Raw genomic sequence first — 24,098 nt, 5'->3', positions numbered from 1 at the left:
TTGCGCACCCTTCTGCATCGAGTTTCCGTCTATACTCCTGTATAGTACGTAGTAGAGATCGCTTTAAGGGGGGCATTTAGCATGAAAAAAGCTGCAGCACTTGGTGTGGTCGTGTTGCTTGCGGCCTGCTCGGAGGAGCCGGAAAACCCGCAGGAAACGACGCTCACACCTTACATAAACGCCTGGTCGTCCGGTGACTTCGAGGCGATGGAAGCAGAAATTGATGCGGATTCGATAGCCGATATTGACTGGGAATTTGCGGAGCGCTATGAAACGGTATACGGGGACGCCGGTATTGAAGTAGAAACCGGCAGCGTCACAACGCCGGAGTATACGGAAGAAGAGCCGCCGGACTACGGTGAAATCGACAGCATCACCTACGAAGTCGAAACGGTGTTTACGACAGAAGCCGGCGATATTTCTGTTACAACAGACGTGCTCGTGGAGCAGGTGGAAGTAGCTGAGGAGGAAACCGAGTGGCAAGTCATCTGGGAGCCGGCGCACTTCTTTTACGGGATGCAGCAGCCGAACGACCGGCTTGCGATCAGCCGCGAGGAACCGATCCGCGGCGAGATTTTGGACAGAAACGGCGAAGCGCTTGCGGTCAACGGTGAGATTTATGAAGCGGGCATCGTGCCGGAAGCAGCAGAGGACGTTGAGGAGAGCGCTGAAGCCTTTGCGGACGTACTTGGCATTGACGCCGACGATGCGCTCGCCCGGGCGGAGATGTATCCGGATAACCCGGACTGGTTCGCACCGATTCAGACGATCGCGCTCACCGACGACCGTGTTGACGAGCTGACGGACATTCCCGGAGTGCTCTTAAACCGTGAAGATGGCCGGGTATACCCGTACGGTGCAGAAACCGGGCATCTGGTCGGCCACATCGGCCCGATCACCGGAGAAGAGCTGGAAGAGACGACCGGCTACCAGTCGGAGTCGTATATCGGGAAAAACGGCGTCGAGCTTCTGCTTGAAGAAGAGCTGCGCGGACAAAGCGGTTTCCGGCTTGCGGTGACCGATGAGGACGGCGACGTGCGTGACGTGATTCAGGAGGAAGCGCCCGTAGACGGTGAAGACGTGACGCTCACGATTGACGCGGAGCTGCAGGCGGACGTCTATGAGATTTTAGATGAAGACTCCGGTGCGGCGGTTGTGCTCGATCCGCAAAACGGCGACACGCTCGCACTTGTGAGCACTCCGGCCTTTGACGCCAACCTGCGCTACCTGCAGCTTCCGGACCCGCGCGCCGATGGGCTGGAAACGACCGATGTCTTGTTTGAGCGTCGTTTCCAAAACGCGTATTCGCCAGGGTCGATCTGGAAGCCGTTTACGGCCGCGATCGGGCTGGAGGAAGAAACGCTCGATCCGTCAGCGACGCGAACGATCGAAGGCGAGCAGTGGCAGGCGGACGACAGCTGGGGCGGCTATTCGATTACGCGCGTGAACGACAGCGAAACCGAGGTGGATCTCACGACCGCCATGCAGCTGTCCGACAACATTTATTTTGCTCAGGAGGCGCTTGAAATTGGGGCGGATGCAATGGAAAGCTGGGGGGAAACGTTCGGGATGGACGGCGGCTTCAGCTATGACTTTCCGGTACATGACGCTCAGCTGGCAAATGAGGGACTCGATACCGAGATTCTGCTGGCGGACTCCGGCTACGGCCAGGGGGAAGTTGAAATATCGCCAGTGCATATCACGGCTCTTTATACCGCATTCGTCAATGACGGTACGATGATCGAGCCGGTGCTGTTCGGCGACGGCGGCGAAACCGAGCTGTTCAGTCCGGAAACCGCCGCGGTCGTGCATGACTCGCTCGAGGCGGTGACGCAGGAGGAAGAGGGCACGGCCTATCGCAGCGGCTGGGCGCGTGACGTTGCCGGAAAAACCGGTACCGCGGAGCTGAAGAGCGATCAAACTGTCGAGGACGGCGAGCAGATCGGCTGGTTTACGAGCTACGACGATGAATATGTAGCCACCTTTATGATCCAAAACGCCGAGGACGTCGGCGGCAGCAGCTACGCAGTTGATCTTGCGGAATCGTTCTGGGAAACGATCGAATGATAGTCGTGAACGAATAGGCTTTTCCGCTCCGGTTGTTGCAGTTGCTTACTTGATTACGTACAGGATGGACAGATGTTTTTCGGAAAGGTCGGATACGGCATGAAGAAGGGAATCATAGCAGCGCTCGTCCTCTGTCTCGCTGCCGTCAGCTTTTACGCGATTACGGTGGAATCGACAGACGCGGAGCTTGAAAAGGTCGAGGCGGAAACGGTGCGCTATTTGGAAGAGGAAATGGGCTACGAAGCCAGGGACTACACGGTGATCCACACGAAATACGACTACGTGCTGGAAGAGCGCAAGGCGCACGTAACGAAGGTCTCCTTTTACAATGAGCCGCGCGAATGGTACCGCTACGGCCTGGATGAATCAGGCACGATCACCCAGCTGGACACATCCGGCGGAGAGCTTCACTTAGAGTCATAAGGAAACAGCCGGAGGGCATCCCCCCGGCTGTTTATTCGTTCGGTGCGATATGCTTGATAACGTTCGCAGGATTACCGACGACAACGGTGTTCGCCGGCACGTCCTTTGTGACGACAGCACCGGAGGCGATCACGGCATTATCCCCGATCGTAACACCCGGATTGACGATCGCTCCGCCGCCGAACCAGACGTTGTTTCCGATCGTCACCGGTCTGCCAAACTCGCGGCCGGAATTGCGCAGCACGGGATCAAGCGGATGCGTCGCCGTGTAAATATGCACGCTCGGCGCCATCATGCAGTTGTCACCGATACGCACCTCGCACACGTCAAGAATGGTACAGTCGAAGTTCGCGAAAAAGTTCTCGCCGACGTGGGTGTTATAGCCGTAGTCAAAGCGGATGTTCGGCTCCATGACAACTGTGCTTCCGGTCGAGCCGAGCATCTCTTTTAGCATCGCCGTCCGCTTTTCCGTTTCATAAATCGTTGTCGCGTTGTAGTCCTGTACACGCTCGCGAATGGTTTCGCGGTCCCGCACGAGCTCCGGATCCTCCGGGCGGTACATCTCCCCTGCCAGCATTAATTCCTTTTCTGATTGCATAGGCGGTCTCCTTTTTCTTCAAGCTGCCTTCAGTATAGCAAAGACAGTGGCCTGCAGGCATTTCCCAATTATGTTACAATTGCCATACTAATGGAAACATAAACGGAGTGATGCATCATGAACGTGGATCGACAGGTGCTGTTTTTACTCACAGTCGTCCTGTTCGGCATTCTATTCAGTCTCGGACCGTTCGGACTGTCCGTCGGTTTCTTCGTCACACTCAGTATCATCGCGGCTTTTCTTTTAGGAATTTTAGGCGTTTACGTATTCGGTGGGAACATGCGCCTGCACACAAACCTTCCCTTTATCGCCTATGTGCTCGCACTTGCTTCTGCTTTTATATTCATGTCAGATGGATTTAGAAGCGGGAGCAGCACTGGCTTTCCGTTTCCCTGGATCACGGTGCAGCCGATTGGCAAACGCATCTCGTTAGACGTCCTTGTGCTCGCGCTTAACGCGCTCGTCTTTTATGTGTTGCTGCGGCTTGGACGAGGGATGTACCGCAATGTTAAGCAGTCTCCCGGGCAAAAACGGCAGGCAGAGACGTAATGACAAGGCTTCCGGCACGGACCGGAAGCCTTTTTCTGTTTGGTGGTTTCTCATAAACACCGTCTACTTCCTCATAAAAAGCAAAAACCTCCTCGTAAATGACTATTTCCTCCTCATAAGGCAGGTTTCTCTGCTCATAAACGCTCTCTCCTCTGCGATTAGTCCCCTTCACTTACGAATAGCGCTTCAACAGTTGATGCTTTCGGCAGCGGCCGAAAGCGGTCCTATCCTGCCCGGTGCTGTTCCCGGTTTCTCATAAACACCGTCTACTTCCTCATAAAAAGCAAAAACCTCCTTATAAACGACGTTTCCCTGCTCATAAAGCGGGGTTCCCTGCTCATAAACGCCCTCCCCTCTGCGATTAGTCCCCTTCACTTACGCATAGTGCTTCAACAGTTGATGCTTTCGGCAGCGGCCGAAAGCGGTCCTATCCTGCTCCGATCCGTTCCCGGTTTCTCATAAACACCGTGCACTTCCTCATAACGAGCAAAAACCTCCTCGTAAACGATGTTTCCCTCCTCATAAAGCGGCTTTCCCTGCTCATAAACGCCCTCCCCTCTGCGATTAGTCCCCATCACTTGCGAATAAGGCTCTCGAAGCAAAAAAAACTGCCCGCAAAGGCAGTTTTTCGTCTTATCCTGCTTTTCGTACAGCTTGCTCGGCTTGCTCGTAAAAGCGCTGGAAGTAGTCGTTTGTTTCGGCGACGATGACCTTCCAGAGCAGCAGCAGGGCGATCAGGTTCGGAATCATCATCAGTGCGTTGGCCATGTCGGCAAATGCCCAGACGGTCGCGAGGTTCGCGACGGTGCCGATGCCGCAGGCTGCGACGTAAACAACGCGGTAGCCTGCGATTCCTTTTGGTCCTGCAATGTACTCAAAGCATTTTTCCCCGTACACGTACCAGCCGACGATCGTCGAGAAGCCGAAAAAGATGACGGAGAAGGCGACGATGTATTCCCCGATGCCGCCGAGAACGGAGGCGAATGCGGCGCTTGTGAGCGCGCCTCCTTCTAAGCCGGCGTCATGAGCCACGCCGGACAGCTCTCCTCCGGACGGATCCCAGAAACCAGTAATGAGCAGCGTCAGGCCGGTCATCGTACAGACGATGATCGTCACGATAAACGTTCCTGTCATCGCAACGAGCGCCTGCTTGACCGGATGATCGGCGCGGGCATTTCCGGCGATGAGTGCCGCCGTACCGAGTCCGGCTTCGTTGGAGAAAATGCCGCGCGCGACGCCGTGGCGGATCGCTTCTGAAACCACGACCCCGAGGAAGCCGCCGGCCGCTGCGACCGGATTAAAGGCATAGTAGAAAATCAGTTCAAACGCAGGAAGGATCATGTCCATATTCAAAATAAGGATGATCGTCGCTCCTCCCATATAAAGAAAGGCCATGATCGGCACGAAAAAGCTCGCGACGCCCGCGATACGCTGAATGCCGCCGAAGATGATGACGCTCACGAGCAGGACGAGCAGCACGCCGGTCACCCAGTTTGGAATGCCAAAGCTTTCATTCGTTACGCCCGCAATCGTATTGGACTGGACGCTGTTGCCGATGCCGAGCGCGGCAAACGCGCCGAACACGGCGAATGCGACGGCGAGCAGCTTAAAGCGGGGACCGAGCCCGCGTTCTATGTAATACATCGGTCCGCTGGAATATTCGCCGCGGCTGTTTTTGACGCGGTATTTCACTGCAAGCAGGGCCTCTGCGTATTTGGTCGCCATGCCGAGCAGACCGACGATCCACATCCAGAAGATCGCGCCTGGCCCCCCGAGCGTGATGGCGGTTGCGACACCGGCGATGTTGCCGTTTCCGATCGTCGCCGCAAGCGCTGTCATTAATGCTTTAAAATGACTGACGTCCCCTTCGGCGTTTTTGTCGTCCTTATCTTCTTTCCCGAATCCGATTTTAAACGCGTACATCAGCTTGCGAAACTGCAGTCCGCGCAGCACAATCGTTAAAAATAAGCCTGTCCCGAAGAGGAGAAGCAGGCTCGGCGGTCCCCAGAGCACCGCGTTAATTGCATCAAGAATGTCCATCATCGCTGTCGTCCCCCTGTCTGCCGGCATATTTCCCGGCTTTCACACGTGTGTTATTCTATCATGGGGAAAACGGAATGCATTCGTACATATACACAATTTGAAAACGCTTCCGTTGTTTTCTCTCTACAAAGTCTTTTTTCCTGAAGCAGAACTCACCGCTTTTTGGAAATCGCGCATAAGGAAGGTGTCTCACCATGACCGACCACCCGTTCCACCGGGCGTTTGATACGTTAGAAGAATTTGTCGATGCGGTCAGCGCGCATCTGGAGGTGCCGGTGACGCTGGAGGATGCGAACCATCATCTGCTTGCCTACAGCTCGCACCATGACAGCACCGACGAGGCCCGGATCCGCACGATCATCAGCCGGCGCGTGCCGGAGAAGGTCATTAACCGCTTCTGGAAGGAAGGCATCATTCCGCGGCTGAACCAGCAGGATGAGCCGGTGATCATCGATCCGATTGATACGATCGGCCTCGGCCGCCGCGTTGCGGTATCGATCCGTCGCCGCGGCGAGGTGCTCGGCTACATCTGGGTGATCGACCAGGAGCGCCGACTTAATAAAACAGCGCTGGAGGAGCTGCAGCTCGCTGCCTCCAAGGCCAAAAACCAGCTGTTGCAGCTGAACCGTCAGAAGCAGCGGCGCGAGCAGAGTCACGAGGAGCTTTTCTGGCAGCTGCTCACCGGAGAGGCCGGCAGCCATGACGACGTATGCCGCCTGCTCGAGCAGGCCTCGATCCGGACGCAGACACCGCTTGCCGTTGCCGCTCTTTATGCGGACGGACTGAACAACGACAGCTACCGGCGGCTCACGTACGCGCTGCAGACGACGCAGCAGGTCGATATTGTGGTTCACACACAAGACGAGCAGCACGTTTACGTGCTCATTCGCCCGAAAACGACCGACGACGCCAAGGATGCGGCGAGTTTTGCGGCTTCTCTGCAGGAGCGGATCCAGGGAGAGGTCGCGCTATTCACCGGTATTGGCAGTTTCACCGAAGACTTCTCCCGTCTTCCCGCAAGCCTCGAGGAAGCGGTAAACGTCGCGTCGATGAAGGCCCGCTTTCCGGATGAGCTCGCGAACGCCTGGTTTTATCACGAGCTTGGGGTCTTCCGCTACGTCGACATTCTCGAGCAGTCCGGTCTCCTCCCGGGCTTAAAGGAAAATCCGGCTCTCTCCAGGCTGAAGCAGTATGACGCGGAGCACGATTCGCACATGCTCGAGACGCTGTCTGTCTATTTAGAGGAAGACGGCAGCATGACGCAGGCTGCAGCGAGGCTGCACTGCCATATCAACACGCTCACCTACCGGCTGAAGCGGATCCAGGACATTTCCGGCGTCGATTTAAAGAACCCGATTCAAAAGCTCGGGCTTTACATGGATGTGAAACTCCTCACAGACGTTCGTTAATTTTCACAAACAAACGCTTACACGTTTTTTGATCCTCACAATGCGGAGTGCCCGCCCCACCCCCTATACTTGCGATAGAATCTGAGTCTGGGAGGGCGAATCCATGATTATTGGTATTCCAACAGAAATTAAGAACAGTGAAAACCGTGTCGCGATTACACCAGCCGGCGTGATGACGCTTGCGAAGCAGGGGCACACGGTGCTCGTACAGGCAGGTGCCGGTGTCGGCAGCGGCTTTGAAGATGCAGACTATCAGGCAGCCGGAGCAGACATGATCGCAGAAGCTGCGGACGTGTGGGCAAAATCGGACATGGTGATGAAGGTAAAAGAGCCGCTCGCATCCGAGTACGGTTATTTCCGCGAAGGACTGATCCTGTTCACGTACCTGCACCTCGCTGCAGAGCCGGCGCTTGCAGAAGCGCTGACGAAAAGCGGTGTGACAGCTATCGCTTACGAAACCGTGGAAGTAAACGGCACGCTGCCGCTCCTCACTCCGATGAGCGAAGTTGCCGGCCGCATGGCGTCCCAGATCGGCGCGCAGCTGCTTGAAAAGCCGAAGTCCGGGAAAGGCATTCTGCTTTCCGGTATCCCTGGCGTGAAGCGCGGCAAAGTGACGATCATCGGCGGCGGTGTCGTCGGAACGAATGCAGCCAAAATCGCAATCGGCCTCGGTGCCGACGTGACGATGATCGACTTGAGCGCGGACCGTCTCCGTCAGCTCGACGACCAGTTCGGCAACGACATTCAGACGATTATGTCCAACCCGCTGACAATCGCAGAAGCGGTGAAAGAATCAGATCTCGTCATCGGAGCGGTGCTTATCCCTGGTGCGAAGGCGCCGAAGCTCGTCACGGAAGAGATGATCGCGTCCATGAGCGACGGCTCGGTCGTCGTCGACGTTGCGATTGATCAGGGCGGCATCATTGAAACGGTCGACCGCATTACGACGCACGACGATCCAACGTTTACGAAGCACGGCGTCGTCCACTACACGGTAGCAAACATGCCGGGTGCCGTGCCGCGTACGTCCACGATCGGACTCACGAACGTCACGATGAACTACGCGCTGCAGATTGCCAATAAAGGCGTCTATCAGGCTGTAGCGGATAACAGCGCGCTCGCAAAGGGGGTGAACACGGCAAACGGCCGCGTCACGTACGAAGCAGTAGCCCGCGACCTCGGCTACGACTACGTCTCCGTAGAAAAAGCGCTCGGCGCAGACGGAATTTTCGCGTAAAACGTGATATATTGGAGAGGGTGCCATCACCGGCACCCTCTTCTTTACGTTTACTCATTCGACTACATACAAAAAGGAGCTGAAAACGCATGGTTTCTCAGCGGACACGTGATCAGGAAAGGATGTCCACGATGAAGACAGACAGCTTTAGACAGACAACAGCCTCTATTTCCCTAAGCGCCATCGAGCAGAATGCCCGTGCGTTTCACAGCCATCTTTCCCCCGGCAGCAGCCTGATGGCAGTAGTGAAAGCAAACGGCTACGGCCACGGCGCTGTGGAAGCGGCAGAAGCCGCTCTCCGCGGCGGGGCGGAGTCGCTTGGCGTTGCGATTTTAGATGAAGCGGTCGCGCTCCGGAAGGCCGGCATCACCGTGCCGATTCTCGTCATGGGGCATACCGCACCGGAAGCGATGCAGACGGCAGCAGACCACGACATCGCGCTCACCGTCTTTGCCACTGACGCACGAGACGAAGCGCTCCGCATCGCCGCAAGCGGTCAGCAAATCCGGGTTCATCTAAAAATTGAAACCGGCATGGGCCGCATCGGCATCACGACGAAGGAGCAGCTGCTCGACATCGCCGCGCCGCTGTTTAAGGCGGAACATGTGGCGCTTGACGGCATGTTCACCCACTTTGCCGAAGCCGATACGCCGTCTTCTCCATACACCGACGAGCAGTTTGCCCGCTTTCAAGCGATGGCTGCTGCCCTGGATGAGGCCGGGATATCGATCCCTGTCAAGCACTGCTGCAACAGCGCCGGGACGATGCTGCATCCGGATAAACACCTCGATATGGTGCGCGTCGGCATCAGCCTTTACGGGCTGCGCCCGGATCCGGAGATGCCGCTTGCGTTTCCACTCGAGCAGGCAATGACGCTTTCGTCGCAGATCGTGTCTATCCGCCGTCTCGACGCCGGACATACGATCAGCTACGGCCGCACGCATACGCTTACCGAGCCGCGTGACATCGCAACGCTTCCGATCGGCTACGCCGACGGCCTTCCGCGGCTTGCTTCCAATCAGGCAACTGTTACCGTGAACGGCCAGGAGGCCCCGCTCGTCGGCCGCGTCTGCATGGACCAGACGATGATTGACGTGACCGGACTCAACGTGCGCGTGTATGATCACGTCACATTTTCGATTGACCAGCTCGCCGAACGGACGGGGACGATTAACTACGAAATCGTCTGCGGCGTGAGCCCGCGCGTGCCACGAGTATACGAATAGATGAAAAAGGCGGTTCGCCCGGGATGTCCCCCGGCCGAACCGCCTTTTCTCTTTTCAGCTACCGCCGCTCCATCAGGTTGAAGCCGACGCCGGCGAATACGACGCTCATGAGCAGAAGAATGGAAGCCGACAATAGCAGGCTCTCCATCGACGCGCCGCCGTACGTGCTGCCGATGAGCAGGTCCATGCCGTGCTTAAGCGGCGTGAACGCGCCGATTTGCTGCAGCAGCGCAGACGGTACAATCTCAATCGGCCAAAAGGCGCCCCCGAGCATCGCAATGGTCACGCCGACTAATGGAATGACCGCGTCGAGCATTTTGTAGGATTTGACGAGGCCGCTCAGCAGGATGCCGAGCGATACGATCGCGAGCACGTACGGGATCACGACGATAAGCGTCAGCCAGAAGCCGCCGTGAAAATCGACCTGAAACACGAAGCGGAACAAAAAGAGAATGATATACATCTGCAGCAAACCGAATAAAAACGCAAACAGCACATGGCCGCTGTAGAGCTGCAGCTTCGTGACCGGAGAAAGAATCACCCGGTCCCACGTCCCTTCCTTTCGTTGCAGCACGATGCTGGAAATACTGAAGGCAACGGCGTAGATCATGAAAAAGAGCATGAAACCGAACAACGGATGCAGCGCCGGGTCATAGGGAAAGCCGCCCTCGCTCCGGTCGATCTCGTAGCTGAAGCCGTACGTATCGACGCGATCTTGCCACGCTTCCAGATCGAGCACCTCTGCGACCGCTTCTTCTATCCCCTGTTCCCGGTAATAGCTTCTAAGCTCAGTCATCAAGAGCGCCGTCACCGGTGCTTCATACACTTGCAGAATGGCCGCATCTTCTTCATTTAAGATCAGCCCGTACGGCGGACTGCTGCGGCGGATCCGCTCTTCCATCCGTTCCACTGAAGTCGAAAGCAGCACGATGTCATCGCCGGCGTGCGCTGAAAAGTCTTCGGCTGTTTCCGCGAGTGCCTCGTCGCTTAAGTCCTCGCTCGTGACTGGTACGGTAAGCTGCCCGCCGCCTCCGCCAAGGACCGCCGCGAACAAAATAGCGAGCAGCATGCTGCCGAAAAAGGCGAGCGGGCGTCGGCGCATCGTACAGGCGTAGTGATACAGGACTGCTTTCATCTCAGACATCCTCCTTTCGCGGAAACACAAGCATCGCAGCAGTAATACAAAGGATACAGAACGCGAAAATCGACACGAACATCGGGTAAATCAGCTCCGCACCGGCTCCGCCCATCACCGCAAGCAGACTCTGCATCGCCGCCCCGTTCGGGAGCATGCGGCCGATGAACGCCATCGTCTCCGACAGCTGGCTGACGTTAAAGAAGCTGCCGCCGAGAAAGGCGAGGATCGTGACCCCGGCGCTTGCAAACAGCGCCGTCGCCTGCTCATTGCGCAGGCGGTAGTTGACGGCAGTGAGCAGCATTGCGAGCGAACCGACCGTCAAAGCCAGACCGAGCGCAATCACGGCGGTTAAACCGAGACTCTGAAACGAGACGCCGAACACGAGCGAGGAGAAGCTGAAAATGACGGCGAGCTGCACGAGCGCTAGCAGCACGCCTGCGCCGCCCTTGCCGGCAACGTACAGCCAGAGCGGCACGTTGGATGTAAGCAGCCGTTGAAACACGTACGTGCGTCGTTCCGTATGCGCGGTGCTTGCGAGAAACGTAGCCGTATAGAGCACGAACATGACGGCCATGCCTGCCGTGTAGTAATCAAAGGACGTGATGACGGAGCGGTTGTCGAGCTGGCGGGTCTCCACCTCCGTCTGCACCGCTTCCGGCACCGGCGTCCCATCCTGTTCGGCAAGATAGGCGGCTTCCTTCTGCCAGTTCAGCTCCTCAAAAAACGCCCCGGTGATGCCTTCAATAATGCCAAGCTGGCTGTCGACACGAACGGTCACAGGCTCCGGTACCTCGTCCTGTAAAAACATCTGCTGCCACGTATCGACTCGGTAGCCTTCGTCAAACTCCCAGACGCCGGCAGCATCTTCCGGAACATCCGCGGCGTCGTCTATGATGCTTACCTCAAGCACTCCGTCTCCTTCCAGTGACTGAAGCATCTCCGTAAACATTTCGGGAACAGATACCGCCCTTGCTTCCTCCAGCAGTGCTTTCTGCATCTCAGGAGGCACGCCTTCTCTTTCCAGCAAGTCCTGAAACTGCGCAAGCGACACGTCAAGCGGTTCTTCCATGACGACGGCAGCTTCCAGCTGACCGGCGCCTGCAGCACCGGGTGACGTCATACCCTGCAGCGCGCTCCCTAAAATTGTAATGAGAATAACCGGCATCAGCAGCAGCGTGAGCAGCTCGCTCCGCTCCCGCAGCAGCTGTTTCACTTCCTTTATGAGCATCATTCCTAGCATATGCGTTTCCTCCCTACTGCCGGAGCGTCCGGCCGGTCAGATGCAGAAACACATCCTCGAGGCTCGGGGAGCGTACTTCTACCGACTTTAGCTCCACCCCGTTTTTTCGCGTCAGCTGAATGACCGTTTCCAGCACCGGAGCATCCTTTTTCGCGGCGATAACCGCCTCATGTCCGGAAACGTGCACGCGGGTAATATCGTCGCGCGCCTCCAGTGCTTCAGCAAGCTCATCGGCGCTCTGGTTGAGGGTGACGACGATGCTGTCTTCTTCCATGAGCATCGCCTTCAGCTCGTGTTTCGTGCCGGCGGCAATGATCTCCCCGTGATCCATAATGTAGATCCGGTCGCACAAATACTCGACTTCCTCCATGTAGTGGCTCGTGTAAATAATCGTCATGTTCTTCGTTCGGTTCAGCTCGCGCACCGTTTCCAGAATGTAGCTGCGCGACTGGGGGTCGATGCCGACCGTCGGCTCATCCATAATTAACAGCTCCGGCTCGTGTAAGAGCGCGACGGCGATGTTCAGCCGCCGCTTCATGCCGCCGGAATACGTTTTCACGAACTCCCCCGCCCGTTCGGTGAGTCCGACGACGTCCAGCACGTGTGCGACGCGCTCCTTCAGCTCGCTCCCCTTCAGCTTGTAGGCCCGTCCGAAAAAGCGCAGGTTTTCAAGCGCCGTCAAATCCTGAAACAGGGCGATCTCCTGCGGAACGACGCCGATCATGCGGCGGATATTTGTCCGGTCTTTTTTCACAGAAAATCCGCCCGCGTATATCTCCCCCTCCGTCGGCGTGATAAGGCTTGAGATCATCGAGATCGTCGTCGACTTTCCCGCTCCATTAGGTCCAAGCAGTCCGACGATTTCCCCCTTCTCAATGTACATATTCACACGGCTGACCGCGGTCCGCTCCTTGAATGTTTTCGTTACGTCCATCACTTCCAGCATGGCGCCCGCCTCCTTTATTACCTTTAGTTTACGGCCGCCTCACAGAAAAAGGACGTAGCTTCGGTCACCTCTTTTTAACCTGCACCTATGACCTCCGTCACAAAAAAAATCCCGCATAGCAGAAAGCTACACGAGATGGTGGCGGATGGCGTATATGGCAAGCTGAGTCCGGTCGCGAAGCTCCAGCTTATCCAAAATCACCGAGATATGATTTTTTACCGTGCCGACCGATAAAAATAATTCTGACGCAATTTCCTGATTCGTACGTCCGTCTCCAACGAGCATGGTAATTTCTTTTTCCCGTTTCGTCAGCGGCACGTCCGCTGGCTTTGGCTGCTCCCGCTTCATTAAATCAGGGATGATTCGCCCGGCCGTGCCTTCATCAATAGTGATGCCTCCCTCGATCGCCTTTTTCATGGCAGTGATCAGCTTTGCCGCATCGGCGTCCTTGAGCATAAAAGCCTTAGCCCCGCTCTCCAGTGCCTCAATTGCATAGGCGTCATCATCGAACGTCGTAAGCATGAGCACCGGCAGCTCCGGCTGGTGGCGAATCAACTCCCGGCATGCTTCCAGGCCGCTCTTTTCCGGCATGCGAATATCGAGTACGGCGACGTCGATCGCCGCTTCGGCACCTTTTTCGACCGCTTCCTGTCCCGTCGCTGCCTCCACGATAACGCGGAATTCGCCTGTTTCCTCGATCATCATTTTCAGTCCCTGGCGAACCATCTGCTGATCCTCTGCTAACAGCACCTGTTTCACGGGCGTTCCCTCCTTTCAAGCGGAAAAACGGCTTCCATCGTAAAGACGTCTCCGCCGTGCTCCCAGGCGAGCCGGCCGCCGAGTGCATCAAAACGCTCGCTTAAGCCTCTCAGTCCGCTTCCTGCCGGGCGATCTGTTTCCGGCGTCGTCCTGTTTTGCAGCGTGAGCACCGCCTGACGGCCGCCGCGGATCTGCACGTGCAGGCTGACGCTTCTCGTACGTCCGTGCTTCATCGCGTTCGTCATGCCTTCCTGGACGAAACGGTATACGGCGATATGCTGATCATTCGTAAACGGAGCCGATAAAAAGCCGTCTTCTGCCTTCCACTGCACTGTCATCTGCGATTCCCGCTCCAGCTTTCGGAGAAGATGCAGCACGGCATGCACACCGGCCGGCAGCTCTTCGCTGCGCATATGCCGCACTGCTTCGCGCGTCTGTTCCAGCGCTTCACCTGCGGTCGCTTCAATTCGCTCCGCGTGCAGCTGCTCCTCTCCTGCAAGCGACCGTTTTAAGACGCCTGCCTGCATGAGGAGCGCCGTCAGCTGATGGCCGACCGAATCATGAATATCGCGGGCGATCCGGATCCGTTCCTCTTCTCGGACCTCCTGTTCCTGCAGCTCCACGCTGCGGCGAAGCCGGCGGTTCTCCCGCTCCAGCTCCACGGCCGTCTGCTCCGCGGCGTGCGCCTTGGAGCGGTCACGCACATACATCATCGTGAGCGCGGTGATCGCCGCCGTAAGCACAAGGAACAGCAGCTGCAGCTCCCAGACGAATACGCCGGCGAAAAAGACCGGTATGAGTACCGAAGCAGCACCGGCTGCCGCTGTCAGCACCGGATATGAGTCATCAAGCATTGCTGCCGTTATGAGCGGCACCGCCATGAGCAGCAGCAGCGGGTCGCCCGCCGGAAGCAGCCAGCTCACAAGCAGCGCCCACGTCAGCTGGGCGGACACAATTGGGATCGTACGCACCGGCCAGAGCAGGAGCGAAAAATAGAAACCGAAAAACACGCTTCCGAGTATGTAAAAAACGGGCCGGTCAAACGGCAGCGGCACGGCTGCAGCGATGACCGCTGATACCGCAGCGAGCAGACCGGCATGCAGCAAAAAGAACCGCACCAAGACACCCCCTTCTGCTCTCTATTATAGCGAAGAGGCAGTGGTGCGGACAGAGACTTTTGGAAAAGGCTTCCGCCTGTCTGACCGTCATATATGAAAAAGCTCCCGGATGCGTGATCCGGGAGCCGATTGCTTACAGGCGCTGCAGCAGTTCCTTATTCAGTTTATCCGGTTCTTCCACGTGTAGCCCGTGCCCGCTTTCTTCAAACGGCACGACGGTTACTGTCGGAATGCGCTGCTCCAGTTCTTCTGCGAAGCCGAACTCGCAAATCGCATCATGTCGTCCGTGAAAAATCGTTACGGGAACACGGATGTGACCTGCTTCGTCGCGGAGGTCCTCATCGCGGAGCGCCTCTGCCGCCGAAATCGTCGCCTGTTTGGATGCCTGCATGCTCAAATCAAACAGCTCCTGCTTCGCTTCCTCAGACACGTCCTGATAAAAGAAATTGCCGCCGAAGTCCTGAAGCGCCTTTTCCCGGTCCTCGTCGATCGCCTCCATCAAGTCATCCACGTCTTCCTTTTCCATGCCGAGGCTGTAGCCCATCCGCTTCGTAAAGCTAGGCGCTGCGGGTCCGAGCAGAAACAGCTGCTCCAGCTGTTCACCGGCGTATTTCACCGCATAGCGGATTGCGACCGGACCGCCCATCGAAAAGCCGACGAGCGAATACTGCTCCAGCTCGAGCTCTTTGACGACCGCTAAAATGTCGGAGGCAAACGTATCGTAAATGTAGTTCTCCTCCGGCTGATCGGAGCGGCCGAAGCCACGCAGATCAATGCCGATATACCGATAGCCGTTTTCAATTACCGCCTGCTTCTGACGGTGGAACATCGCTTCGTTCAGCGGCCAGCCGTGGATAAAGATCACCGGCTTGCCGCTTCCTTCGTCCTCCACGTGCAAATGCACGCCGGGTGCTGTTTCAATCTGATGTGCCATGAACAGACTCCTTTCAATTCAAGGTGTATGGTGTCTCTTTCCTTCTCTTTCTCCAGGTAAACGGCTCTGCGCAAAATACTGTATTTTTACAGATTAGTTTAGTACGTTAAGGGTAGAGTGTTTGAACAGGGGGGAAGAGCGATGCAGATAGTTTGGCTGAAGCGGGATTTGCGGGTGCACGATCATCGTCCGCTCACAGAAGCGTGCCGCGCCGGCGGTCCGGTGCTGATCGTGTACGTCATTGAGCCGGATCTCTGGCAAAACGGTGACCTCTCCGAGCGGCATGCGCGCTTCATTGAGGAGTGTCTCGCGGAGATGCAGACAGAGGTGCGCAGGCTCGGCGGCGAGCTTTATACGGCCTGTACAGGGATGGTCTCCCTGCTTGAGCAGCTTACTGCGGATGGCACGCCGCTTACGCTGTACGCCCACGAAGAGCACGGAACGCCGGATACATTTGCGCGTGACATCGAGGTGAGGCGCTGGATGAAGGAGCGCGGATTTGCGGTTTATGAATATCCGTCCTTCGGCGTCACACGCGGGCTCCAGGACCGGAAGCAGTTTGATGAAAAATGGCAGGAAAAAATGCAGGCTCCGCTTTTGCCTGCTCCAAACTCTATTCCTGCGCCCCCGCATTCCCTGCCAGCCGCACTGACGCGGCAGACGACGTTTCCGAAGCAGCTCGCTCTTCCCGGAGAGGCGATCCGCTATGGGCAGCAAGGCGGAGAATCGCTCGGACTGGAAACGCTCGCTGATTTTTTGGAAAACCGCTTTTTCCAGTACCGCAGTCATCTAAGTAATCCGATCTCATCCTCGACGTCCTGCAGCCGGCTGTCCCCTTATCTCGCCTGGGGCGCCCTGTCGTTTCGCCGTGCCTATCAGGAGAGCCTCCGGCGGCTCGCCCAGCTGCCGAATCCGGCGGACAGACGGCAGCTCGAAGCGTTTATCTCCAGGCTCCACTGGCACTGCCATTTTATTCAGCGGCTTGAGGATGAACCGGAGCTGTCGGAGCGCAACATGAACCGGGCGTTTGACGCGATCCGTACCGACTGGGACGAGGAAGCGTACACGCGCTGGAAAGAGGGGCGAACCGGCATTCCGTTTATCGACGCTGCGATGCGTTCGCTTCATAAGACGGGCTGGATCAACTTCCGCTCGCGGGCGATGCTCGTTTCGTTCGTTTCCAACACGCTGCTGCTTGACTGGAGGAAGCCGGCGCAGTTTCTGGCTCAGCAGTTTCTCGACTACGAGCCGGGTATTCACTACAGCCAGATGCAGATGCAGTCGGGAACGACCGGCTTTAACACGATTCGCATTTACAACCCGATCAAGCAGGGGCGGGAGCAGGATCCGGACGGCCGCTTCATCCGCCGCCATGTTCCCGAGCTGAAGGAGTTTTCAGCCGATTTTATTCATGAGCCATGGAAGAGCCCGGCCTTTTTTCACAGTCAGTACTGCGGCGCCGTCGTCGACGTGATGGAGGCCAATCGGTGTGCACGCGAGGTGCTCTGGTCGGTCCGCGATTCCGAAGCTGGCGTAAAAGAAGCCGAACAGGGACTGAAAAAGCATGCTTCGAATACGAGACGAAAAGAAGCCTCCGCTAAAAAGCAAAAGCCTGCCTATGAGCAGCTGTCGCTTTTCGATTTTGATGAGTAACGCCTCAAAATAATAACCTGTGGATTTTGTTTTCTCCACAGGTTATCCCCATATAATAAAGTTATCCACAAATATTATCCACATATACACAGACCTTCCCGGCTTTTTTTCTGTTCCCCTCTGCGTTTTGAAACCGCTTTCCACTACGATTTTCCAGAAATCACTGTTCGTATCTTGCAAAATTCCTTATTTTACTAAAATATCCCTGTGGAAAACTGTGTATAACATTGTGCACAACTCACGCTTCCACTTGAAACAATGCCGGTTTTCCGCAAATAAAACACGGTGCTTCTTTGTCTTCCATTTTTGTAAAAACAGGCGGAGGACCCCCGTCTGTCAACGTTTCATCCAATGCTTCCTCCACGTGCTCACTGCAGCTGTAAATCATGCTCTCCCTCCTTTCATTAGTTATCCACAGTTGTGTCTGTACCCGATTTATCCACGGGGATAACAAAAAAGAGCCCGGAGACAGGTTATCCCCAGGCTCTTTCATTAAAATACCTGCTCGGAGAGGGTGATGTCTGTGGACTGCAGTTCCCCATTCCGGTAGAACGTGACTTCCATTGTATCGCCGATCTCCACTTCTGTATACAGGTAGCGGCGGAGCTCGTTTGCGTCACGGATCTCTTCTCCGTCAAGCTCCACGATCACATCACCTTCTTCCATGCCGGCTTCCTGTGCCGGTGAATCCGGCTGCACGCCTTCAATATAGACGCCGCCTTTCACATCTTCAGGCAGGCCGAGCGTACTCTCCCAGTGGAAGGACGGGATCTCCTGCAGCGAGCGGAGGACGATGCCCATCTGCGGGCGCTGCACCTCTCCGTATTGCTCCAGGTCGGCGATCACAGGCTGCGCAAGGTCAGCCGGAATCGCAAAACCGATGCCTTCCACGGCATTTTGCGCGATCTTCATCGAGTTGATGCCGATCACTTCCCCCTGTATGTTGACGAGGGCGCCGCCGGAGTTACCCGGGTTGATCGCTGCATCCGTCTGGAGCACTTCCGCCTCCCAGTCCGGCTGTCCGTCGCCGCTGATATCAACGGGGATGCTTCGTTCAACGGAGCTGATAATGCCGAGCGTTACCGATCCTTCAAAGGCGAGCGGATTGCCGATCGCAATCGCCGGCTCGCCGGCGCGAAGTGTATCCGACGTACCGAAATCTGCGATGGTCTCCACTTCCTCGGCGTCAATCGTCAGCACAGCAAGATCTGTCAGTTCATCCTCTCCAACAAATTCAGCAGGTATCCGTGAACCATCTGTAAGCGTCACGTCTACTTCCGTCTGCCCAGTGGACGCTCCTTCGATCACGTGCTGATTCGTCACGACGAACGCCCGGTCTTCTTCGATTTTATAAATGATGCCGGAGCCGGTGCCTTCGCCTGCAGGAGCGCCGAACATATCGCTGCTCTGATTCATGTTGACGATGCCGACGACGGCATCATGCACCCGGTCCACTGCTTCAGTCACGTCTGAATTATGTTCAATGCTGACTGATTCGACCTGCTCTTCTGTGTTTTCTTCGGCCGATTCCCCTGCTTCTTCGCTGCCCGGCCCCGCAGGACCGATATCATATGGCAAAAAGCCGGTCGATGAGAGCACGGGAATCGAAAACACGACGATCAATGCGCCGACTATTGCCCCGATAAAGCCGGCGATTCCTGAAGAGGCACCGCGTTTTTCTTTGCTTGCACGCGTGCCGCCATCATAGTAACCCATGTCAAAAACCTCCCCTATTCCATTCATCTGCGGTGACTGGTCATGCACGAGCGGACGCGCCGCTCTACTTATTATTTTAGTGAGCACGGGGCTTTTCGTCTATTTATACGCATCTTCTTCGATAATTTTCCAAAACCATCGGCAGGTTTTCCGTAATCGGCCCGATCGGCGGCGTTCTTTCTACACAAAAAAACCGCTGGACTTTACTCCAGCGGTGTCTCGTGATGCGAATCCGGTCAGTCGATGCGGCGGAGCTTCGTCGGAATCTCCGGGTCTGTGTCAAACAGCTTAAAATCCTCTCCCGGTGCCGCTCCTTCCAGCTCCATCGTCTGCTGGACCGTCATGCGTGCAAGATCCTTCATGTTGTTGTCCTTCGACAAGTGCGCGAGATAAACGTCCGCCCGGCGCTTACGGACAAGGTCAGCCAGGGCGATTCCAGCATCCTCGTTGGACACGTGGCCTTCGTCGCTTAAGATACGGCGCTTCACGCTCCACGGGTAGCGGCCCATCTGCAGCATGCCGACGTCATGATTGGACTCAAAGATAAGCACGTCTGACTCTTCAGCAGCAGCCATCATCCGGCTGCTGACATAGCCGGTATCGGTTAAGATTGTCAGCTTCCGGCCCTCGTGCATGAAAGAAAAGAACATCGGATCCGCTGCGTCATGACTGACGGTAAAGCTCTCCACGTCCACGTCTGCAAACGTCTCAATGCTGCCGGTTTCAAACAGGAACTGCTGCTCCGTTGAAACCGCCCCGATCATCGGCGCCATCGCTGCCCACGTTTTTTCGTTGGCATAGACGGGCAGGTTGTAGCGCCTCGCTAGAATGCCGACTCCTTTAATGTGGTCGCTGTGCTCGTGGCTTACGAGAATGCCGTCCAGCTCGCTGATGGAAAGTCCGGCATCGGCGAACAGCTTTTCTATTTTCTTGCCGGACAGTCCTGCGTCTACGAGCAGCTTCTGCCCCGGTGTTTCAATATAGATGGCATTGCCGGTGCTTCCGCTTGCCAGCACGCTGAATGATAAGCTCATCGCGCATCCCCCTGTTGTATACTCTAGCTCGTAATGTTCTGCACTTCCCCGGTGAGGGCGTTGACGAAAAACGGCTCGTCATCCACAATGACCCGCCAGACCGGAGCGTAAATTTGAAAGTTGGCGTCGACTTCCATCAAATTATAATACCCGACTGTCGCGCTTGAAATCGTCGAATCCGTACCGATTCCGACCTGTGGATCGTTGATCAGCCGCTCGACGACCTGCATCGGCGTCAGCAGTTCTTCTTCCGCTCCCTGCTCGACAATCGTCAAGTAGCGCTGCGTATACGATACGATTTGTCCGCTGTCGTTCAGCTCAAGCACCACGTGGTAGCTGTCGCGCTCGTACTGGTCGATCATGCTGCCTTCAAACGTCTGATAGAGGCCGATCAGGCCCTCCTCTTCATCGTAGGCCGCAAGCTGGTATTCTTCCCCGCGGAACACGTACTGCTGCATAAACGCTTCCGTGCTCGCCGTCAGGTTCGCCGGAGAGAAGTTGTACGGAGAGTCCAGCTCCGAATACAGCGTCGTGCTGTCAATCAGATCAATTTGCTGACGCTCCAGCGTCTGCTCCAAAAACGTGATGTCATCTTCAAACGAACGCTGCACGCCGGTGATCGGCGCTCCCGTCAGTTCTTCTTCCGTTTCCTCAAATTCAATCGTAATGCGCTGCTCTTCAATCTGGGAGTCGAGGGTCATCTGCTCGATTTCGTTGATGTCCCCGTGGCGCTGCTTTTCGGCCAGCTGATAGCCGAGAAAGATGTTGAGCAGCATAAACGTGACGATGAAAATCGTTTTAGTCCTGCTCCAGTCCATCCTCCAGCACCTCCTCTGTGACGCTTTCACTGTTCATATCCACTTCATGCCACTGGCCCCGGGCATAAACGAACCAAACCGGTTCAAATACGGCGATCGAATTCTGGCGGCTCATGCTGTACGCGACGCGCGCATCCTCCACGGTTTCCACCGGGAAAGTGGACATTTCCTCTTCAATATACGTTTCTACTTCACTGTACGGTGGAAGCTCCACGTTTGTGTCGATCTCAAACGGCCGCTCTTCCAGCTGAAACATCGGCCGTGAATATTCGATAATTTCATTGCCGGACCGGGTGATGTCGATCGTGTAGTGGGAAGCACTGCCGGCGTTCGAATCAAATACCGGCATGCCCTGCACGTGCATCGTAAACGAGGCCCGGTCGTTGCTGCCTCCTTCACTCCAGGAGGTTGCATAAAAGTCATCGGTCCAGCCGAAATGACCGTTAATGAACTCCTGGCTGGCGCGTACGATCGACTGCGTTGGCACTTGGGAGCCAGCAGTGAGATCTGGCCGGACATACTCCAGCACGGCGCCGCGGTTCGTCATGTCCATCATCCGCGTCCCGTCTGTATAGGAGCTGTCCTCGCCCTCCTGAAAATACTGGCGGACATAGTCTGGATCAGTAAAGAGCGTCTGGATAAAGCCGTCCGGTGCGATATGCGTCGTTTCATACGTAAAGACGCGCTCCATCACCGGCTCCACCGGCAAGTAGCGGACCGGCTGAAAACTGGAATCGTCGCGCTCGTTTAACACGCGCGGCTCCACTTCCGTCTCTTCAAGGGCAATCCCCTGACTGAACGATTCGAGGTCAGAGACCGTCACTGAGGTCGGCGACTGGTACACCTCTTCCGCTTCCATATCGACAAAGCGAATCGCTACATCCGACGGGGTTCCCCCGCTCGTTTCCGTTACAATAATGCGGTCGACGCGATCGATTAAAATCATATCTTCGTCAATTCCAACAAGGTACTCCAGCCAGTCGCCTTCAAGCGGCTCATCAAAAATGAGCTCCATTCCATTGAAGGAACGGTTCACGCCCGGCGCATGATGGCTTCCGGTCAGCTCCATTTCCTCCAGCTCAAATTCCTGCAGCGTCTCCATGATCTCCAAATAGTTGTCCCCGGCCGGATGCACCCAGCTGCGGTCGCTTCCGCTGTGGCTGATGACCTGAGACGGATACAGCAGGTCTGTAAACGACTTCGTTTCCCCAATGTCTTCAATTTCAATATAGGAGTTATCCCCCTGATCCAGGACATTGTATGCCGGCTGATACGTCGACACGAGATAAGTCAGCACAACACTCGTTAAAATCATGGCCCAGAGGACAAATGTTTTGACGTTCTCGATAAACGGCATTACTGCGTCACCACCTCCTGGGCGTACGGCAGACTGAAGGAGAAGGTGGTGCCTTTGCCCCATTCACTGCTGACCCAGATATTTCCTCCGTGTGCCATCGCAATTTCCTTCGCAATGGCGAGACCGAGACCAGTGCCTCCGAGGTTGCGGGACCGCGCCTTGTCGACACGGTAAAACCGGTCAAATACGTGTGGAATGTTTTCTCTTGGAATGCCGACCCCTTCGTCTTTCACGCTGACAACAAGCCGCTCCTGCTCCTGCTTGAGCGATACGTTAATCGTACCGCCTTCCGGTGAGTACTTCACAGCGTTGGAAACGATGTTGTCCATCAGCTGCATCAGCTTATCCCTGTCTCCCTGCACGGTGATTTCCTCCTCCGGAATCCGCCGCTTGAACTGAATGTCCTGATTTTTCGTCGTCATCTCAAACCGGTCAATGACATGATTTACGAGCTGAGGCGCGTCAATTTCCGCAACGCTCACACTGTAGTCCTTGCTGTCCATCTTGGAAAGCTGGAGCAGGTCGTTGACGAGCCGAATCATCCGGTCCGTTTCATTCGACGTCACTTCCAGAAACTGCGGTGCAATGTCCGGATCGTTTATGGCGCCGTCCTGCAGCGCCTCCAGGTAGCTCTTCATCGACGTGAGCGGCGTGCGCAGCTCGTGCGAAACGTTGGCAACGAATTCGCGACGTTCTTCTTCGACGCGCTCCTGTTCCGTGACGTCGTGCAGCACAGCGATCAGGCCGTTCTCTGCTCCGTTGTCTTTCTCAATCGTCGAGAAGTTGGCCTCGATGATCATTTCTTCCTCCTGCGCGTCGAAGTCCAGCAGCAGCGGGTCCTGGAACCGGTACAAGTCGTTCAGCGTCATAAACTTGTCGAGTCCGAGCACGCTGGTGACATCCTTGCCTGCGAGCTCCTCCTGCCGCTTGCCGAAGATTTCCTCCGCCCGGCGGTTCACGAGAATCACATTGCCGTTCCGGTCGGTCGCGATGACGCCGTCGGTCATGTGCATAAGTACCGAGGCGAGCTTGCGCCGCTCCCCTTCCGTTGTCGCGTGCGCTTCCTGCAGCTTATCAGTCAAATCGTTAAACGTTTCCGCAAGCTGACCGATCTCATCATCCCCGTATACGTTTACGTAGCGGGAGAAATCCCCCTGGCCCATGACGACCGCCTGCTCTTTCATATCAACGATCGGGCGGGTAATTGTCCGGGATAAAAAGATACCAAGTGCAGCAGTAAGTCCGAGCGCGATAAACGTCCCGGCGTACAGAATCTGGCTGATATCGTTGATTTGATCGTACATGGACTCCATCGATGCACGGATGTACACTGCCCCGACAACTTCATCGGCGTCGGAGGTGACCGGAAGCGCCATGACGAGCGTCCGGTGATTGTTCAGGGAATTGAGCATAATCTCTCCTTCGGTATCCTCAATTCCGAGAAGCGCCTGTTTGACACTGAGCTCCTGCGCCCGCTGTCCCGTAACACTTTGCGCAGGGTTTGTCGAAGCCACCACTATGCTGTTCTGATCAATCACTTCCACATCCGCGGTTTCCATGTTAAATACGTCGCTTCGAAGCAGGGCGGAAACCCGTGCTTCCAGTGATTGATCCTCTTCCTCTTCTTCCGCTGTCAGCTCCTGCTCGACGTTATAGGCGAGCAGTCCGGCCCGTTCATTCAGCGTATCGCGGAAGTTGCTTTCCAGCTGTCCTTCCAGCTGCTGCGTGAAATAAACGCCGATGACCTGCATCGCGATGAGAATGAGAAGCATATAAATGACCACGATCTTGACGTGGATCGATTTATAAAAACGAATTTTTTTCATGTTCATG

The 24,098-nt window shown here is 56.1% G+C and carries 22 protein-coding genes; 7 read left to right on the top strand and 15 right to left on the bottom strand.

Features of this window, described 5'->3' with window-relative positions; translation table 11 throughout:
• Positions 1-81 precede the first annotated feature (81 nt).
• Both ACFO4L_RS06670 and ACFO4L_RS06665 read left to right on the top strand, forming a co-directional pair.
• The gene (locus ACFO4L_RS06670) at positions 82-2,067 is read left to right on the top strand and encodes a penicillin-binding transpeptidase domain-containing protein (RefSeq protein ID WP_377908918.1); all 1,986 of its coding nucleotides are present in this window, start codon (positions 82-84) and stop codon (positions 2,065-2,067) included.
• Positions 2,068-2,139: 72 nt separating this feature from the next.
• Positions 2,140-2,490: a hypothetical protein gene (locus ACFO4L_RS06665; RefSeq protein ID WP_377908917.1), complete on the top strand. Its 351-nt coding sequence runs from the start codon at positions 2,140-2,142 to the stop codon at positions 2,488-2,490.
• A gap of 31 nt (positions 2,491-2,521) precedes the next feature.
• On the opposite strand, the gene ACFO4L_RS06660 is transcribed toward ACFO4L_RS06665, so the two are convergent.
• A complete protein-coding gene (locus ACFO4L_RS06660) occupies positions 2,522-3,088 on the bottom strand; it encodes a sugar O-acetyltransferase (RefSeq protein ID WP_377908916.1) in 567 nt (188 codons plus the stop codon).
• A 117-nt stretch (positions 3,089-3,205) separates the two neighbouring features.
• Here ACFO4L_RS06660 and ACFO4L_RS06655 point away from each other — a divergent pair, with 117 nt between their 5' ends.
• Positions 3,206-3,637 (top strand): hypothetical protein, encoded by a 432-nt coding sequence (locus tag ACFO4L_RS06655; protein ID WP_377908915.1) that lies wholly within the window; start codon positions 3,206-3,208, stop codon positions 3,635-3,637.
• A gap of 186 nt (positions 3,638-3,823) precedes the next feature.
• Here the strand turns inward: ACFO4L_RS06655 and ACFO4L_RS06650 are convergent, their stop codons facing one another.
• Both ACFO4L_RS06650 and ACFO4L_RS06645 read right to left on the bottom strand, forming a co-directional pair.
• Complete coding sequence (locus tag ACFO4L_RS06650; RefSeq protein ID WP_377908914.1) at positions 3,824-4,012, bottom strand: hypothetical protein; 189 nt, start codon at positions 4,010-4,012, stop codon at positions 3,824-3,826.
• A 258-nt stretch (positions 4,013-4,270) separates the two neighbouring features.
• Positions 4,271-5,677: an alanine/glycine:cation symporter family protein gene (locus tag ACFO4L_RS06645; protein WP_377909157.1), complete on the bottom strand. Its 1,407-nt coding sequence runs from the start codon at positions 5,675-5,677 to the stop codon at positions 4,271-4,273.
• Positions 5,678-5,874: 197 nt separating this feature from the next.
• Between ACFO4L_RS06645 and ACFO4L_RS06640 the strand changes: the two genes are divergently transcribed.
• The 3 genes from ACFO4L_RS06640 to alr all read left to right on the top strand — a co-directional run bounded on the left by ACFO4L_RS06640 (position 5,875) and on the right by alr (position 9,552).
• On the top strand, positions 5,875-7,089 hold the full coding sequence (locus ACFO4L_RS06640) for a PucR family transcriptional regulator (protein ID WP_377908913.1): 1,215 nt from the start codon (positions 5,875-5,877) through the stop codon (positions 7,087-7,089).
• Between the two features lie 103 nt (positions 7,090-7,192).
• Positions 7,193-8,326: an alanine dehydrogenase gene (gene ald / locus ACFO4L_RS06635; RefSeq protein WP_377908912.1), complete on the top strand. Its 1,134-nt coding sequence runs from the start codon at positions 7,193-7,195 to the stop codon at positions 8,324-8,326.
• An 89-nt stretch (positions 8,327-8,415) separates the two neighbouring features.
• Entirely contained in the window at positions 8,416-9,552 is a 1,137-nt protein-coding gene (gene alr, locus ACFO4L_RS06630; protein WP_377908911.1) for an alanine racemase, read from the top strand.
• A 58-nt stretch (positions 9,553-9,610) separates the two neighbouring features.
• On the opposite strand, the gene ACFO4L_RS06625 is transcribed toward alr, so the two are convergent.
• The 6 genes from ACFO4L_RS06625 to ACFO4L_RS06600 form a co-directional block, all read right to left on the bottom strand.
• A complete protein-coding gene (locus ACFO4L_RS06625) occupies positions 9,611-10,687 on the bottom strand; it encodes an ABC transporter permease (RefSeq protein ID WP_377908910.1) in 1,077 nt (358 codons plus the stop codon).
• A gap of 1 nt (position 10,688) precedes the next feature.
• Positions 10,689-11,930: an ABC transporter permease gene (locus ACFO4L_RS06620; protein WP_377908909.1), complete on the bottom strand. Its 1,242-nt coding sequence runs from the start codon at positions 11,928-11,930 to the stop codon at positions 10,689-10,691.
• A 13-nt stretch (positions 11,931-11,943) separates the two neighbouring features.
• Positions 11,944-12,876, bottom strand: a complete 933-nt coding sequence (locus ACFO4L_RS06615) for an ABC transporter ATP-binding protein (RefSeq protein WP_377908908.1) — start codon at positions 12,874-12,876, stop codon at positions 11,944-11,946.
• Positions 12,877-13,002: 126 nt separating this feature from the next.
• The gene (locus ACFO4L_RS06610) at positions 13,003-13,635 is read right to left on the bottom strand and encodes a response regulator transcription factor (RefSeq protein WP_377908907.1); all 633 of its coding nucleotides are present in this window, start codon (positions 13,633-13,635) and stop codon (positions 13,003-13,005) included.
• A complete protein-coding gene (locus tag ACFO4L_RS06605) occupies positions 13,632-14,753 on the bottom strand; it encodes a sensor histidine kinase (protein WP_377908906.1) in 1,122 nt (373 codons plus the stop codon). Before ACFO4L_RS06605 ends, ACFO4L_RS06610 begins: the two co-directional genes overlap by 4 nt.
• Positions 14,754-14,886: 133 nt before the next feature.
• Positions 14,887-15,687 carry an alpha/beta fold hydrolase gene (locus ACFO4L_RS06600; protein ID WP_377908905.1) on the bottom strand — a complete coding sequence of 267 codons (801 nt, stop codon included), beginning with the start codon at positions 15,685-15,687 and terminating at the stop codon, positions 14,887-14,889.
• Between the two features lie 141 nt (positions 15,688-15,828).
• Between ACFO4L_RS06600 and ACFO4L_RS06595 the strand changes: the two genes are divergently transcribed.
• Positions 15,829-17,340: an FAD-binding domain-containing protein gene (locus ACFO4L_RS06595; protein WP_377908904.1), complete on the top strand. Its 1,512-nt coding sequence runs from the start codon at positions 15,829-15,831 to the stop codon at positions 17,338-17,340.
• Positions 17,341-17,578: 238 nt separating this feature from the next.
• Here the strand turns inward: ACFO4L_RS06595 and ACFO4L_RS06590 are convergent, their stop codons facing one another.
• From ACFO4L_RS06590 to walK, 6 genes are all read right to left on the bottom strand, one after another.
• Positions 17,579-17,728 (bottom strand): CxxH/CxxC protein, encoded by a 150-nt coding sequence (locus ACFO4L_RS06590; RefSeq protein WP_377908903.1) that lies wholly within the window; start codon positions 17,726-17,728, stop codon positions 17,579-17,581.
• A gap of 104 nt (positions 17,729-17,832) precedes the next feature.
• Entirely contained in the window at positions 17,833-19,056 is a 1,224-nt protein-coding gene (locus ACFO4L_RS06585; RefSeq protein WP_377908902.1) for a S1C family serine protease, read from the bottom strand.
• A 236-nt stretch (positions 19,057-19,292) separates the two neighbouring features.
• Positions 19,293-20,090: an MBL fold metallo-hydrolase gene (locus ACFO4L_RS06580; RefSeq protein WP_377908901.1), complete on the bottom strand. Its 798-nt coding sequence runs from the start codon at positions 20,088-20,090 to the stop codon at positions 19,293-19,295.
• A gap of 23 nt (positions 20,091-20,113) precedes the next feature.
• Entirely contained in the window at positions 20,114-20,908 is a 795-nt protein-coding gene (locus ACFO4L_RS06575) for a two-component system regulatory protein YycI (protein WP_377908900.1), read from the bottom strand.
• A complete protein-coding gene (locus ACFO4L_RS06570; RefSeq protein ID WP_377908899.1) occupies positions 20,889-22,265 on the bottom strand; it encodes a YycH family regulatory protein in 1,377 nt (458 codons plus the stop codon). Before ACFO4L_RS06570 ends, ACFO4L_RS06575 begins: the two co-directional genes overlap by 20 nt.
• Positions 22,265-24,091 carry a cell wall metabolism sensor histidine kinase WalK gene (gene walK, locus ACFO4L_RS06565; RefSeq protein ID WP_377909156.1) on the bottom strand — a complete coding sequence of 609 codons (1,827 nt, stop codon included), beginning with the start codon at positions 24,089-24,091 and terminating at the stop codon, positions 22,265-22,267. The genes ACFO4L_RS06570 and walK overlap by 1 nt, the downstream gene beginning before the upstream one ends.
• Positions 24,092-24,098: the final 7 nt, after the last annotated feature.

Origin of the sequence: Bacillus daqingensis, from assembly GCF_042654445.1 — a bacterium.
Classification (GTDB): domain Bacteria; phylum Bacillota; class Bacilli; order Bacillales; family Salisediminibacteriaceae; genus Alkalicoccus; species Alkalicoccus luteus.
This window is presented reverse-complemented; position numbering and strand designations above follow the sequence as displayed.